Below are 15,356 nucleotides of genomic sequence, written 5' to 3'. Positions count from 1 at the left end.
GATGCAAACGGCAAAGAATTAGACCGTGCTCAAGTTAATGTGAAGAAACCAACTGCAGGGACAATTACAGCCAATGATTTTACTATTGGAACAGATGGCTATGTAACAGGTAACTATACGGGTGACGTAGCGAAAGTTCAACTTGTGGTCAATGGTGAGGCGAAACAAGCAATCACAGTAACAGGTAATGCATATCGATATTATGCGAAAGACAAGATTTTAAACGAAACAGATGAAGTTTACGTGGTCGCGCTAGATGCAAACGGCAAAGAATTAGACCGTGCTCAAGTTAATGTGAAGAAACCAACTGCAGGGACAATTACAGCCAATGATTTTACTATCGGAGCAGATGGTTATGTAACAGGTAACTATACGGGTGATGTGGCAAAAGTTCAACTTGTGGTCAATGGCGAGGCAAAACAAGCGATCACAGTAACAGGTAATGAATATCAATATTATGCGAAAGACAAGATTTTAAACGCAACAGATGAAGTCTACGTGGTCGCGCTAGATGCGAATGGCAAAGAATTAGACCGTGTCCAAGTTAATGTGAAAACACCAACTGCAGGAACAATTGCAACAAATGATTATGCATTAGGTACGGATAGTTATGTTACAGGTAATTACACAGGTGATGTGGCGAAAGTTCAACTTGTAGTCAACGATGAAGCGAAACAAGCAATTACGGTAACAGGAAATACGTATCGCTACTATGCTAAAAATCTAATTACAAGTGCTACAGATGTCGTTTATGCGGTTGCTCTAGATGCCAATGGAAAAGAATTGGATCGCGAGCTGGTAAATGTAGTCCAAAAAATAACGACTGGTACAGTTGTTCCGAATGATTTTGAAAAAGGTACAGACAACTATGTAACAGGAACAACCACAGGGGATGTAGCAAAAATCAGCATCACTGTAAATGGCACAGAGTATTCTAAAATTCCGGTTCAAGCAGATGGAACATTTAGTTATTATGCGAATAATAGAATCCTCCAAGTAACAGATAAAGTTCTTGTAAAGGGTTATGATGCACAAGGAAATCTGTTAGACAGCAAAGAGGTAAAAATAACAACGAAGGCTGATACAACGGGAGAAATTAAATTAGATTCCTTTAAATTAGGTACAGATAGTTATATTACGGGATCTTACACAGGGGATATTGCAAAAATTCGTGTCACAAAAGCTGATCAAACATATTCTACAATCCCAGTTTCTGGTAATACGTTGAGATACTACGCTAAAAACATTGTAGCGTCAGCAACAGATATTGTGATGGTTGAAGGATTGAATTCATCAGGCAAAGTAGTTAGTACTAAACAATTAAATATTTATACTGCTGACGGAACAATCACAGCTAACTCCTTCCAAATCGGAACGGATACCTATGTAACGGGTACCTATACGGGTGATGTAGCTCGAGTAGGATTAGAAGTGAACGGCACAGTTCAATCGGCTATCCCAGTGACGAATAATGCATATCAATACTATGCTAAGAACTTAATTACAAGTGCTGATGATGAAGTTTATGCTATTGGATATGACTCACTTGGTAACGAGTTAAACCGCGTTCCTGTATCAATTGCAGGCTTGGCTCCAGTAACAGGAGACATTACGCTTGATGCATTTAAAGTAGGAAATGACACTTATGTAACGGGTACCTATACAGGTGATGTAACTAAAGTTGCTCTAGTTGTTAATGGTACACAACAAGCTACTATTCCTGCAACAGGAAATCAAATTAAGTATTACGCTGCGAATCTAATTACAAGTAAAGATGATACAGTTACCATGATTGGTTATGCAGAAGATGGCAGACAAGTAACAGAAGTACCTTTATCTTTATCTGAGGTATCAGGCACAATTGCTGCAGACAGTTACAAAATTACAGATGGCTATTTAACTGGTACTTATACAGGAGATGTTTCTCGTGTTTCTGTAGAAGTAAATGGCACAGAACTCAAAGCTATTCCAGTTTTGGCAGATAATACGTATAAATATTATCTTAAAGGCCAAGTAACAAGTATTACGGATACTGTAAAGGTATATGGAAAAGATACTTTAGGAAATGTTCTTTCTGAAGCTACTGTAACGCTTACAGAATAACAAGGCAGAATTAAAATAAATCAACAGGAAGCGTTTGTACTCAACGAGTTATTCGAGTACAAGCGCTACTGCTTGATTTTATAGATGCAATGGTTTAATAAAACTAAATTTGATCTGTGTACAATGAATTTGTGTACAGGCTGGGAGCGGTTTATCAATGAAAAAAAGAACAGATGGCATCTTACTATCGCTGCTTTTGTTGGCAGTATTGTCAGTTTTAGCTGCTTGTAGTAATGATTCAAATGCTAAAGATAAAGAAGAGAAAAAAAGTTCAACAAAGACGGAATTTGTCTCGAAAACAGTTAACAATATGAATATCAAAATTAACTCAATCAGCACGACAGATAGTGCAAAAGGTAATAAAAATATGGTTGAGATTAAAATGCTTATTAAAAACAAAGATTCCGGCGAAGTAAGTATTGGTGCTGGGGACTTTAAGATTAAAGCTGACAAAAAAACCTATGATGTCTATCCTCAGGGGAATAACTTTGGAGACGTAATTAAGGAAGGTAAAGAACTAACAGGAAGTGCTTTTTTTGAATTACCGAAATCGGTGAAAAAAGGGCAGCTAGTTTATGAAGTTAATCAAAAAGAAGCGGCAAGTTGGGATGTCACAGTCCCAGAAGCTGAGTAATCTGGAGGAGATATCGTGAAGATTGAAGTTTTAGGATTAGGTTATATTGGCTTGCCGACTGCTGTTATGTTTGCCAATCACAATCAGGATGTTTTAGGTATTGATGTTAATCCGAAAGTGGTTGAGATGCTAGAGAATGGTCAAGTTCACATTGAGGAACCAGGTTTGCAAGATGCTTTAAATAGGGCGATAGAAAAAGAGAGATTTCGCGTAGGGCTGACCCCTGAACCAGCAGATGTATTTATCATTTCTGTTCCAACGCCTAATCATGAAGATCCAATCAAATCTTGTAATTTAGATTATGTTTTGTCTGCGGTTGAAATGATCATACCTTGTTTAGAGCAGGGCAACACAGTGATTGTCGAATCAACAATTGCCCCCCGTTCTATGGAAGATTTTATAAAGCCTTTGGTTGAAAGAGCAGGTTTTGTCGTTGGAGAAGATATATTCCTTGTACATTGCCCAGAGCGAGTACTGCCTGGAGAGGTACTTCAAGAATTGATTTATAATAATCGAATTATTGGTGGAGTCACACCTGCTTGTACTTCGGCAGGAAAAAGAGTTTATGGTGTGTTCGTGAAAGGTGAATTACTAGAAACGACAGCTTCTGTTGCTGAAATGTCAAAGCTTATGGAAAATACGTATCGTGATGTAAATATTGCCTTAGCAAATGAGCTTGTCAAAGTATGCGATCATATCGGTGTCAATGCTCTTGAAGTGATTGAGATGGCAAACAAGCATCCGCGAGTTAATCTGCACTCGCCAGGACCTGGAGTTGGAGGGCATTGCTTAGCAGTTGATCCATATTTTATTGCAGCAAAAGCTCCAGAAGAGTCGCCGCTTATTCAAACCGCAAGAGGAATTAATACGTCTATGCCAGATTTTGTCATTAAAAAGGCAGAACATATTTTAGCTGACAAAGTGAGAGCAAAAATTACAGTTATGGGTCTTACGTACAAAGGAGATATCGATGATATCCGTGAAAGTCCGGCTATTGAAATTTATCAAAAACTGCTATTAAACCCTAATTTTGATGTTGTTGCATATGATCCACATGTTCAAGCAGATTTCGTTGAACCAGATTTAAATCAAGCCCTATACCAAGCAGATTTGGTATTAGTATTAACGGATCATAGTGAATTTAAGCAGTTATCATCAAATGATTTTTCAAAGACTAATCAAGCTATTGTAGTTGATACGAAAAATGTTTTAGAGCTCTACAAAGAAGATAACCATTACTTTAATTTGGGAAATATTTATGAGATAGAATATCATTTATTAGAATCTTAAAATAAAAAATTAGGGAGTTGTGGGGATGCAACAAGAAGCTACTGAAATAACTACCTTTCTTTCTATGAAAATGGAAGTGCGGTCAATTTGAAAAAAAGAATATTAATTATTACACAGAATTTTTCGCCCGAAATTGGAAGTGCTGCAAATCGAATGAAGGGAATTTGCCATGCTTTAAATGAAGTTGCTGATGTAACTGTTTGGACAACAGAACCTCATTATCCGCAAAAAGACCTTTATAGTCAGGCAGATTTTTGGGAAGAGATCCCTCGTAATATAAAAATAAAACGTATCAAAACAGCAAGCGCTAACTTTGAAAAAAATTTTCTTCGTCGTTTCTTGTTGTATTTAGAAGTTCTTTTTTGTTTTTTAAAATTGATTATTAGAGAAACAGAAAGTTATGATATCGTTTTTGTAACTTCCCCGCCACTTTCTATACCTTTTATTGGTCTATTGGCTAAGCGCAAATTTAAGGCGAAATTTATTGTAGATATTCGTGATTTATGGCCGGAAACGTTAAGGGCGTTAAAAGGGGTATTTCCAAAAATTCTTCGTTATCTATCTTATCCGATAGAAAAACATATTTATCATCGGGCGGATAAATTAATCATTAATAGCGAAGGTTTTGTCGGGTATATTCAAAAAATTGTCGGTGACAAGCGGGAAATTTATTTTTTACCAAATGGTCTCACAGATTTCGAACTTACGCTAGTGCCTGCTTCGAAACAAGAGGAGAAAATTACAATTGTTTATGCAGGAAATATGGGAATAGCTCAAGATATAGATAGTTTATTTTACCTTGCAGAAAGCTTTCGAATGAATAAAAAAGTAAGATTTCTACTAATTGGTTATGGAAGAAACTATATGGAAATCCAACAAAAAATTAATGAAAAAGGTTTCGAAAATATTATTATTAAACCCCCGGAGTCACGAAGAAGGGTATGGAAAAGGCTTCAGAAAGCCGATATTGCTTATATCGGGTTAAAAGAACATCCAGTGTTTGAAACGGTCATACCAGGAAAGCTGATTGACTATATGGGAGCTTCTCTACCTATTATCGCCATCGCTTCTGGCTATTCAAAACGCATTATTGAAGAAGCCCATTCGGGAGTTGTTTTCCACAAAGAGGAACAGCACGAAATAACAGAAGGGCTTGCTGAGTTAATTGAAAATCGAGAGCTACGAAAATTTTATGGAAAAAAAGGAAATGAGTATGCTCAACAAAACTTTAATTGGCAGATAAACAAAGGTTTGTTGTACAAAATTATTTTTGAGGATTAGTGATGGAAAAAAAGGTCACAATGTTTGTCTGGAATGAATTTATAAATGATGCGAGAGTGCTTCGGGAATGTACAGCACTTCAGGAAGCGGGTTATAGTGTCTATTTAATTGCACTAAAGAGTAAACATAAACCAGCTATTGAAAAGCGAGGAGAAGGGTTTCATATACATCGAGTTGATGACCGCGTATTACCTTTTCGTGTGGAGTGGCTTTATTTAATTGCATTATTTATAGCTTATATAGCGCCTCTTATAGGACTTGTATTTGCATTTTTACTTTTATTATTTTCTAAAACAAAATTGCGTTTTTTGATACGTAAATCAATTTTGGTTAGTAAAATGATTGTTTTAGGTATGAAAGCTAAAACAGATATTTATCATGTGAATGATTTAAATACGTTATTTCAAGGTATCATATGTGCGAAAAGCAAACATAAAAAACTAGTGTTTGACTCCCATGAAGTAAATACAAGTCGTTCGGGATATGATTCAAGAATTTATCAAATTGCTGAAAAGGCATTTATTAACTATCCTGATTGTGTTATTCATGAAAATTATACACGGGCAAAGTATATTCGGAGAATTTATGGATTTACCCCCGAAGTCATTTATAATTATCCTTTTTTTGACGAAAATCTAACAAAAATAGACTTGCATAAAAAACTTAATATACCTGAAAATGAACCTATTTTAATTTATCAAGGTGGATTACAAGTTGGTCGAGGGCTAGAAAAATTGCTGGAAGCTGTACCCCTTATCAAGTGTGGAACAGTAGTATTTATTGGTGATGGGAAACTTAAAAAAAGTTTAAAAGATGAGACAAAGCGAGCAGGTTTAACAAATCGAGTAAAATTTTTAGAAAAAGTACCGGTTCAGGAACTGCCGCTGTATACAAGGTCAGCTTATTTAGGCTTCCAATTATTAAACAATACTTGCTTTAATCATTTTTCTGCCGCTTCCAATAAATTATTTGAGTACATGATGGCAGGTATACCTGTTGTAGCGTGTTCTTTTCCTGAAATGAAAAAAATTGTGAAGCGGGAAAGGACAGGAATACTTGTTGATTCAGCTGATCCGGTTTCTATTGCCAATGGCGTGAATTATTTGGTTGAGAACCGAGAATTATGGAATGAAATGAAAGAAAATGCCTTAGAAGCCAGAAAAATTTACAATTGGGAGAAGGAGAAAATTAAATTCTTAGCAATTTATGAGAAATTAAGTAAGGATGGGAAAAATGATGCATAAACAAAGCGAAATAAGCAAGGCACCTATTGAGTTGGAGCCGGAAACTCATATTAATGAAGAAATTTCGCTTAGGTCAGAAAATAGACGTTTAGAAAGTGAAGTATACGAATATAAGCAACAGTTGCAGAAAATTACTAAAGAAAATGAAATTTTGACTAAACAAAAAGAAAAAATTTTTTCGGAATTTGAGGTCCTTCAAAATGCTATAAAAAAAGAAAATAGTTTTCGCGAACAATGGAAAGAAAAACAAGCAGAATTAAGCGAATATAAACAGAGAACTTTTACACTTATTGAGGATCAGAAGAACTGGTTGATCAGTATTTCGGAAGAATTAACGGATCTTACAAGTGAGCGAGATGACATGAAAGAAAAGCTGCTGAAAAAAGAAGAGGCATTACAAGTTTTATTAGAAAAACATCATAAAATGATGAATACAAAAATGATGAAATGGACTGGGAAATATTGGAAATTTCGAAAGAAGATAACATTAAAAAACAAATAGCAAGTTTTTATCAACAGTTAAATAAGTTCCAAACCGAAATTATTTCTGATATACGACCAAAATTGGTTTCAGATACAGACTTTTGTAACGATAAGAATTGGTGGTATGTTGAGCAAGAAGGGCTACATGCGTATATGCTTGAGGGCGATCTATGCTTCGCGAATGCGGATGATCGCGCGAATTATACCTCTTTTATAGAAACGAATGTGGCTTTTTCTAGATTGCCAAAACATATGATACAAGTATTGCCTGAAGAAACAATTGCTATACATCTTCAAGCTGAGTATTCAGAAGGTCTGTCAGTAAAACTGGCAATTATTGAATACAGTAAAAGTGCGAAAGAAAAAACAACGCTAGTTTCGTTAGAGAAGGAGCAGTACTTGACCGTGGGTAAGAATACAAAATATCTTCGCTTGGCATTTAAAATTACAGGAAAAGGCATTGTTCGTGTGAAACAAGCAGTTATTGAACGAGTTTTTGAGAAAAAGCAAGTAAAAGAAATTGTCGCGAATCCAATTGAACAAGTAAAAACGTTTCGTGAATTGAAAGTGGCGTGTATTTTTGATGAATTCACGATGACGAATTTTCAAAAAGAAGTAGAACTTATTACTTTCACTCCTGAAAATTGGAAAACTGTTTTAAGTGAAAATCCCCCTCATTTTCTATTTGTTGAGTCAGCTTGGCATGGAAACTCGAGAGCATGGGAGTATCAAATAGGGAAATATGCAAATGTAAGTCGTGAAAGTTTGTTTGCACTACTAAAGTGGTGTAGGGAGAGGGGAATTCCGACTGTGTTTTGGAATAAAGAAGACCCAATTCATTATGACAAATTTATCGATACCGCTAAACGATTTGACTACATTTATACGACTGATGCAAATAAAATCCCAGATTATAAAAATCAAGCGAAGCATGAAAATGTGTTTGCATTACCATTTGCAGCAGAACCGAGTCGACATAATCCAATTCAATTAGCCGAAGCACGGGAGAATAAAATATGCTTTGCAGGTTCTTATTATGCTAATCGCCATTTGGAAAGAAGGCAAATTATGGATACCATGCTAGAGATCTGCCAAGAATTTGGATTAGTCATCTACGATCGGAATTTTGAACGTCCAGAGCCTGAATTCCGCTTTCCAGAAAAGTTTAATAAGAATGTAGTTGGCAGTTTGAGCTATGATGAGATCGATAAGGCATACAAGGGATATCGGTTTATGCTGAATGTGAATAGTGTTATTCATTCACCGACAATGTTCTCGAGGCGCGTATTTGAAGGTTTAGCATCGGGAACACCTGTTTTAAGCAGTTATTCGGAAGGCATTGAGCGCATATTTGGAAACCTTGTCATGATATCGGAAAAACCAGATGAATTACGTGCGCAGATGCAGACGGTTTTAAAAGATGAGAGAGCTTATTTTAGAAAATCTTTAGAGGGAATTCGTGAAATTTATGGGAAACATACTTACAAACATCGCTTGAACTATCTATTAGAAAATATGGGAGTTCATTTACCTGTTTCTACAAATTCTGTATGTGTGATGGCAATTGTTCGTTCTGAAGGTGAGATTGAAAAAGCAATTGCAATGTTTGAGAAACAAAGTTATCAAAATAAAAAACTCGCTTTGTTCATTCGAAGTGTGGAAGATTTTTCGAATATCAATTTCATCTATAATCATTATCAAACGGAACAAGTATCTTGTTATTTACTTTCATACATGGAAAATTATACGGATTATAAAAAACTGTTAGGTACAGATTTCATGACTTTATTTAATAAAGAACATTTTTACGGGCAGTATTATTTAGAGGACCTTATGTTGGCTTCTGTTTATACGGATGCAGATTTTATTGGGAAGGCGACTTGTTTCCAAGCAGATGGTGAAAAATTAGCACTAGAGAAAAATGATCTGGAATATCAATTTGTAAATGAGTTAATCCCATCTCGTTCGATTGTGCGAACCGATTATAGATTCCGTAAAAATATGAAAAAGTTACTAGAAAGTTTTGCTAAAGATGAGACTTTGGCGATTTACGGACGTTTTGGAGCTAAAATGTTTAGTATTAATCGGTTTAATTTTATTGAGAAAGCTACGTCTTTCGATAAGAAGTGGTTTAATCAAGTGGAGATATAGGGGGACAAGATGAGCAGATTACGTATTTTATTGTATGGAGATATTGATTTAAACTTCATGGATGGTTCTGCTGTTTGGTTGACGTCCATGGCGCAAATGCTAGCACTAAGCCCAAATATACAAGTGGATTTATTACTTAAAGCAAAAGAGCAAAATACAAATTTAACGGGTGCGTTAAAGGAGATTTCGAATGTCCATTGTATTCAGCCCTTTAACAAATTTAGTCATCAGATTTTTTCTAAAAACACGAGACTTTCTGTATCTGAAGCAGTCCGAATTATGCGGCAACTTCATGAGGAGAATAATTATGACTTAGTGATTGTACGGGGCTTTAATTTGGTTCGAGAAATTATGAAGTATGAAATTTTTCAGAAAATCACAGTGCCTTACTTAACTGATTTTAAACATGATGAGCGCTCTACAAAAGAAGAACGAGCAGATTTAAAACGCGTTTATGAGCATTTTGATCATCTTTTTCTGCAAACGAAAGAAACAAAAGAAGCCTTTAAAAAGCTTATTCAGGTTAATGGAGATAAAATTCAGCTGTTGTATCCGATGATACCTGACAACAACATTCAGCCGACTTTCAGAAACAAGCATTCTAGGCTTATCTATAGTGGTAAATTTCATGAAGATTGGCATACGGAAGAGATTATCTCTGTAACCAAAAAATTAGCAGCTCGTGACAGCCGAATCCACACTCAGGTTGTAGGAGATAAATTTCAGGATCGCTTAAGAGAACGGGAAAATCAGCTTCGAATAAAACAAGAACTCAATGATACGCAAGCAATTGATTGGGTTGGAGCTATTTCGAGAGAGGAATGTCAAAAATTGATTGAAGAAGCCGATCTTGGAATTAGTTGGAGAAGTGCAGCGCTTGATAATGATGAAAGTGTGGAGTTATCTAGTAAATTGCTTGAATATGGTAGATTGGGCAAACCAGCTCTAGTAAGACGAACAAAAATGCACGAGGCATTGCTTGGAAAAAATTATCCGCTCTTTGTTGAAACAGAAGACGATTTTATCGAAAAGACAGAAATGGTCTTACGTGATGAGGATTTATACAGAGAAGCAGCAATTAAAATTTATGATGCTAGCCAGTATTTTACATTTAAAGCGGCTTATGGACGGCTAAAGACCTTTATTTGGTCATTCAAAAATACTCCAACAAAAATTGTTTTTGCTGGACATGATTTAAAGTTTGCTACAATGCTAATTGAGTATTTTAAAGAAAATCCAGCTTTCGAAGTGAAGCTAGATGTATTTTCATCACACGAAAAGCATGATGAAAAACACAGCAAAGAATGTCTCGAATGGGCAGATGTTATTTTTTGCGAGTGGGGACTAGGAAATCTTGTTTGGTATGCTGAGCATAAAAAAGAACATCAAAGATTGATTGCACGCCTCCATTTCCAGGAAAAAGATTTAAAGTTTCTTCGACTTGTTGATATGAATAAAATAGACCAGTTTATCGTTATCACACCATATATGCTGGAAGAATTTTACAATATTTTTCAAATTCCGCGGTATAAAATGAGCTATATCGACAACCTGATTGATGCTGAAAAACTTGATTTATTTAAGCTGGAAGATAGTCGCTTCCATTTAGGGATATGTGGTATTTTACCGGCACGGAAAAGAGTAGACTTAGCGCTTGACGTATTTGAAGCGCTATGGCAAGAAAATAAACAATATAAATTATTTATTAAAGGCAAAAGACCGGAAGAGGTTTCTTGGCTGATGGCAAGGTCGCAAGAAAGAGACTATTATGAAGCGGTTTCGAAGCGAATTGAACAAGCTTCCTGGCGGGAAAATGTCATTTTTGATCCACATGGCAACGATATACCTGAATGGCTTCAGAAAATAGGCTTTTTACTTTCACCAAGTGATTACGAAGGGTCGCATGTTTCGATTTCTGAAGCTATGGCTAGCGGATCAATCCCGATTATTCGAAACTGGAAAGGCGCTGATACAGTATATCAATCACGTTATATTGTTTCGACTGTAAAAGAAGCGGTTACTGCTGTTAAGCAAGGAAAATGGCAGAAAGCGGATGTGGAAGAAAGAAAAAAATATGCATGGCAAAAATTTGATCGAAAAAAAATCGTAAAGCAAGTTGAGGCTCTTATCATTGAGATGGTCCAAAAAACAGTTTAAGGAGAAAGAGATGAAAAAAAGAATGAAAAAGAAAGTGGAAAAACGAACAGAATTGATTCAAGGTGTAGAAGTTTTTTTAACAGGAGACAATCTGCAAACAAAATGTCTAATTGCAAAAAATGAATTGAAATCATCTTATTCTTTTGCGTTTTATGTTTATAAAAAAGGACAGGTAGAGGCAGTAGCTAAATCAAAATATACACTATTTGATACAAATCAAGTAAAACTTTCAGAAGGCGGTGAATACCGAGTGAAAGTTTTTGTTAAACATAATGAGACGAATGAAATCACTACCAAAACAAGTCAACCAATTCAAAAAACGCAAATTGTAGATATTTGAAGGGATGCGTGCAGATAGATGTTACACGGCAAACATTTTCAAAACGGTAGCAAAACACTTGTAGTTGTTTTCCAAAATGCTGCAAAACCTTTAAATGAAGCGATTCCAGCGATTTTCAATAACAAATGTGATCAAAAACAAGTTGCAGAAATGCATGAGCGATATACGTGGATCAAATTTGCGGAGCGTGTGAAGGAAGCAGATTATCTTTTTATCAAAGACCACTTTTCAAGTGTATACGGTTGGTATTTCATTGATTCAGGAACTTTGATCTATGAAGAATTGAATGCGGAACTTACTACGTTTATTCAATCTCACGGCTATGAAAAAGTCATTACGTTTGGATCAAGCAAAGGTGGGACAGGCGCTTTGCTATATGGATTAATTAATCCTCTTGTTACACACGTTTTCTCGTTAGTGCCACAAATTCATGTAGCAGATTTTATTAATACACTTTGCCCTGACGAGAAGCGTTTATTTTTTGCTGATAATCCTGTTTTTGAGCAGCAGGTAAATCAGATTTTTTATTCGCCTCGGTTATATGAACAAAAAACAACATCTGCAATTTATTTTTATACAGGGTTACTGGATATTCAGTTTAAGCCGCTCCTGCAATATAGAGAGTTCCTGCAAAGAATGGGCATAGCGAGTAAATTGTTTTGTAACAGGAGTAATGAACGACATACAAGGCTTGTGAATCAGTATACCCCATTTATTTTTGGGGTTTTGGAAGATCTGATTCGAGATGAGACCACTCGGACGGAGCAGGAAGCGGTTCAATTAGGGATAGATAGTTACATTTTAAAAGCAGAATAGAAAGAGAGGTGTTTGGGTTGAAAGTGAAAATGGGTGAACTTGAATTTAAGCAAAATAAACTTTTTATGGCCTTTGACATTAAGAAAAGCTTTGGGAAAAATTATGAATATGCCTACTATGTCTATCAAGATAATCACATTACTGAACGAATTTGGTATCAGGATGCTCGGGCAAGTGTGCGCTTTTCAGTTACGCCTATTTACAGCGGATCCTACCAAATTCGTTTATTTATTAAAGAAAACGGAGAGATTGTTTTTAATGAGTTGTCTAATCTTTTGTGGATCGATGCAATTCACGGAGAACAAATTGAAATCACTTTTGCTAAAGAAAAGGTTTTCTTTAGTGATAATCCTGTTAAATATGTTTTTCAGGAGGGTAAGAAGGGATCATGTTATTTAATCCTTTCATTTTCGGGTCTCTATTCGACAGAATTTCGAGGTGGTCCACCAGTTTATAATCATATACGGACGCTAGCCCCGATCGAAACACATAAATTATTTATTTTAGATTCTTATCTGGATCAATTTTGCTATTATGTGGGTTTTGGTGGTGAGGAGGATTTTGAAAGAAGTGTCATAGCTCTCATTACAATGATTGCAAATGAATACCGGATTCCACCTGAAAATATTATCGCAACAGGTTCTAGCAAAGGGGGGGCAGCAGCCCTTTATTATAGTTTCAAATATCACTTTGGAAAAGCTGTGGTTGGAGCACCACAAGTTTATATTGCGAAATATTTGGAGCAGCGTGCAAATTCAGACTCGATGAGACAACGCTATAACCGCTTACTTGGAAAAGATTTGCAATTTGGAAAATTGTTTTGGAATGGGTTAATTTTAAATCAAGTTGCACGGCAAACTGTATTTCCAGAACTGCATTTTCATGTGGGCGAAGGAGATTTTCATTATTCGCAGCATCTCCAGCCGCTATTTAAGTTGTTTAACGAAAAAAAGGTTAATTATACTCTGGATCTTGGAAGATATGAGAAACACAGTGATACCGGACTTTATTTTACACCATTTTTATTGGAAAGAGTTCAGGAAATAGTCATGAGAAAAGAGGAACGAAATTGAAGCCTTTGCTGTCATGGGGGAAAATTCAAATTTTAAATATCGATAAAGTCATACGCATCGCTCAATTTGATCAAAAGGCAAATCATCAGAATCACATGTTTGGTTTGTTTTGGGAATTTTTAAGTCCGGCCATTCAGATTGTGATTTATTATCTTGTTTTTGGCATTCGTTTAAATGGTCAAACTGTTATTCATACAGATGTCCCTTATATTTATTGGATGTTAATCGGACTTATTCCATGGTTTTATATAAGTTCGAGCATCGTATTAGGTGCAGGCTCTATTTGCCAAAATTTGGGACTCATTGCCAAAACGCACTTTCCAGTTGAAATTTTACCAACGATCGCTGTTGTAAAAGGCTTGAACAGCTTTTTCTCTATGCTAGGTTTATTTCTTATATTTTTTATCAGTCAAGGTTTTTTTCCTACAATTGAATGGATACAACTGATTTACTACTTTTTTTGTATGCTGTTACTTTTATTGTCAATAGCGGTAATGACATCTGCAATCACCGTTATCTTTCGGGATTTACAACTTTTTATCAGTGCAGGAATGCGACTGCTGTTCTTTATTTCCGGAGCAGTTGTCAATGTCACAGCCCATCCAGAATCATTGCTCACAAAAATATTAATTTTAAACCCATTTGTATATGTTATCGAGGGGTTTCGAGACGCACTTCTTTCACGTGGATGGTTTTTTGATGAGCCTTGGCGAGTTGTGTATTTTTTTTCGTTTGTACTGATTATTTTAGTGGCAGGCGTTTATACGACAAATAAATATCAAGCCGATTTTGTGGAGTATATGTAATGGGAGGAGAAGAAATGCAAGTGGGTAGGGAAGTAAAACTGAAAGAAGGAATTAATTCAAGATTTCAATTCGAAACAGCTGTTCAAGTTGATCATGTTAGCAAACTATTTTTGATGGAACGAAAAAAATGGTATAAAGTTATATTTTCGGTCTTTAAAAAAAGACAGAACCACTATTTTCAAGCTTTAGAGGATATCAGTTTTGAGGTTAAAGGAGGAGAATGTATTGGACTAATTGGTCTGAATGGATCAGGGAAATCAACATTAGCAAGTCTCATAGCAGGTCATTTAGCTCCAACAAGTGGAGAAATCAAGCGGAATGGCGCAGCCTCACTTTTAGCTATAAACTCAGGGTTGAAACCCAATTTGACAGGGATCGAAAATATTAAATTGAAAATGCTGTTAATGGATTTTAAACCAGTCGAAATTAAACAGCGTATTCAAGATATAATCGAATTTACCGAACTGCATGACTTCATTTATCAGCCGCTAAAACAATACTCAAGTGGGATGCGGGCAAAACTGGGTTTTGCAATTGCGATTCAAACCAATCCAGAAATATTGATTATTGATGAAGCCCTGTCAGTAGGGGATCAAACTTTTTATCAGAAATGTTTACGAGAAATTGATCGATTTAAACGTGAAGGGAAAACAATCTTTTTTGTTAGTCATGCGGCCAACCAGGTACGAGAAATCTCTGACAGAGTGGCTTGGCTTCACTATGGGCAATTAAAATTATTTGGAGAAAGCCAAGAAGTTTGTTTAGAATACAGTAAATTTATTCATCATTTTAACAAGAAATCACGTTCTGAACGTCAAAAAGAACAGCAGGAAATGATGAATGCACAGAAGAAAACACTTAGTTGGAAATCGAACAACCGAAAAAAAACAAAAATATGGCAACCAATCTGTATTTTTAGCATTTTATTAGTTATTCTGGCCATCAGTACTTGGGAAATTTGGCAAAGTACATAAAATT

At 35.7% G+C, this 15,356-nt stretch carries 13 protein-coding genes; all 13 read left to right on the top strand.

Translation table 11 applies throughout. The features are described from left to right. The coding region (locus HCK02_RS10825) for an immunoglobulin-like domain-containing protein (RefSeq protein ID WP_343034608.1) at window positions 1-2,103 on the top strand (2,103 nt) is incomplete at its 5' end. A 157-nt stretch (window positions 2,104-2,260) separates the two neighbouring features. Next, the gene (locus tag HCK02_RS10820) at window positions 2,261-2,737 is read left to right on the top strand and encodes a DUF4352 domain-containing protein (RefSeq protein ID WP_167630126.1); all 477 of its coding nucleotides are present in this window, start codon (window positions 2,261-2,263) and stop codon (window positions 2,735-2,737) included. A 15-nt stretch (window positions 2,738-2,752) separates the two neighbouring features. Beyond that, window positions 2,753-4,027, top strand: a complete 1,275-nt coding sequence (locus tag HCK02_RS10815; RefSeq protein ID WP_167630125.1) for a nucleotide sugar dehydrogenase — start codon at window positions 2,753-2,755, stop codon at window positions 4,025-4,027. 87 nt (window positions 4,028-4,114) lie between these two features. Beyond that, complete coding sequence (locus HCK02_RS10810) at window positions 4,115-5,308, top strand: glycosyltransferase family 4 protein (RefSeq protein WP_167630124.1); 1,194 nt, start codon at window positions 4,115-4,117, stop codon at window positions 5,306-5,308. Then, a complete protein-coding gene (locus tag HCK02_RS10805; RefSeq protein WP_167630123.1) occupies window positions 5,308-6,552 on the top strand; it encodes a glycosyltransferase family 4 protein in 1,245 nt (414 codons plus the stop codon). The genes HCK02_RS10810 and HCK02_RS10805 overlap by 1 nt, the downstream gene beginning before the upstream one ends. After that, window positions 6,542-7,054 (top strand): hypothetical protein, encoded by a 513-nt coding sequence (locus HCK02_RS10800; RefSeq protein WP_167630122.1) that lies wholly within the window; start codon window positions 6,542-6,544, stop codon window positions 7,052-7,054. The genes HCK02_RS10805 and HCK02_RS10800 overlap by 11 nt, the downstream gene beginning before the upstream one ends. Next, window positions 7,015-9,186, top strand: coding sequence for a CgeB family protein (locus HCK02_RS10795; protein ID WP_167630121.1), 2,172 nt, complete (start codon window positions 7,015-7,017; stop codon window positions 9,184-9,186). Before HCK02_RS10800 ends, HCK02_RS10795 begins: the two co-directional genes overlap by 40 nt. 9 nt (window positions 9,187-9,195) lie before the next feature. After that, window positions 9,196-11,343, top strand: a complete 2,148-nt coding sequence (locus HCK02_RS10790; RefSeq protein ID WP_167630120.1) for a glycosyltransferase — start codon at window positions 9,196-9,198, stop codon at window positions 11,341-11,343. Window positions 11,344-11,353: 10 nt separating this feature from the next. Then, complete coding sequence (locus HCK02_RS10785) at window positions 11,354-11,683, top strand: hypothetical protein (protein ID WP_167630119.1); 330 nt, start codon at window positions 11,354-11,356, stop codon at window positions 11,681-11,683. Window positions 11,684-11,701: 18 nt separating this feature from the next. Beyond that, a complete protein-coding gene (locus HCK02_RS10780; RefSeq protein ID WP_167630118.1) occupies window positions 11,702-12,499 on the top strand; it encodes a hypothetical protein in 798 nt (265 codons plus the stop codon). Between the two features lie 17 nt (window positions 12,500-12,516). After that, window positions 12,517-13,572, top strand: a complete 1,056-nt coding sequence (locus HCK02_RS10775) for a hypothetical protein (RefSeq protein WP_167630117.1) — start codon at window positions 12,517-12,519, stop codon at window positions 13,570-13,572. Continuing rightward, window positions 13,569-14,378 carry an ABC transporter permease gene (locus HCK02_RS10770; RefSeq protein WP_167630116.1) on the top strand — a complete coding sequence of 270 codons (810 nt, stop codon included), beginning with the start codon at window positions 13,569-13,571 and terminating at the stop codon, window positions 14,376-14,378. The genes HCK02_RS10775 and HCK02_RS10770 overlap by 4 nt, the downstream gene beginning before the upstream one ends. Window positions 14,379-14,491: 113 nt before the next feature. Then, window positions 14,492-15,352 carry an ABC transporter ATP-binding protein gene (locus HCK02_RS10765; protein WP_246215583.1) on the top strand — a complete coding sequence of 287 codons (861 nt, stop codon included), beginning with the start codon at window positions 14,492-14,494 and terminating at the stop codon, window positions 15,350-15,352. Window positions 15,353-15,356 lie beyond the last annotated feature (4 nt).

Origin of the sequence: Listeria valentina, assembly GCF_011800755.1 — a bacterium.
In the GTDB taxonomy this organism is placed as follows: Bacteria; Bacillota; Bacilli; order Lactobacillales; family Listeriaceae; genus Listeria; species Listeria valentina.
This window is presented reverse-complemented; position numbering and strand designations above follow the sequence as displayed.